Consider the following 330-nt stretch of genomic DNA (forward strand, 5'->3'; position numbering starts at 1 on the left):
CTTGCAGAACGGAGCGAACGATCGTGGATGCTGCATGGTGAGGGTTGTGGCCGGCCCCTTGCAGCAGTCGAACCCCTGCTTGAGGCACTCTCTTGATAAGCCAAGCGAGGTGCCAGTGCGGATCAAGGACGGCATCATCCATCCCGTAGATGATATCCGTGACGCATGTTATCGGTTCAGTGCCGATGGCTGCCAGGAGGAAGCTCATGGCATTTGAAACTTTTCACCGCCCGATTTACGCGCAGCGGAAGCACTTCATTCAGGAGATCGCCGGTCTCGACGATGTCTTCGATTTCCTCGACGAATGGCCGCAAAACAGCCGCGACATCG

The 330-nt window shown here is 56.7% G+C and carries 1 protein-coding gene; it reads right to left on the reverse strand.

Translation table 11 applies throughout. From position 1 onward, the window contains the following. A partial coding sequence (locus SB724_RS19650; protein WP_410572459.1) for an alpha/beta fold hydrolase family protein occupies positions 1-208 on the reverse strand: 208 nt, incomplete at its 3' end. Positions 209-330 lie beyond the last annotated feature (122 nt).

This window comes from Bacillus sp. SIMBA_031 (assembly GCF_046535225.1).
GTDB classification, from domain to species: domain Bacteria; phylum Bacillota; class Bacilli; order Bacillales; family Bacillaceae; genus Bacillus; species Bacillus velezensis.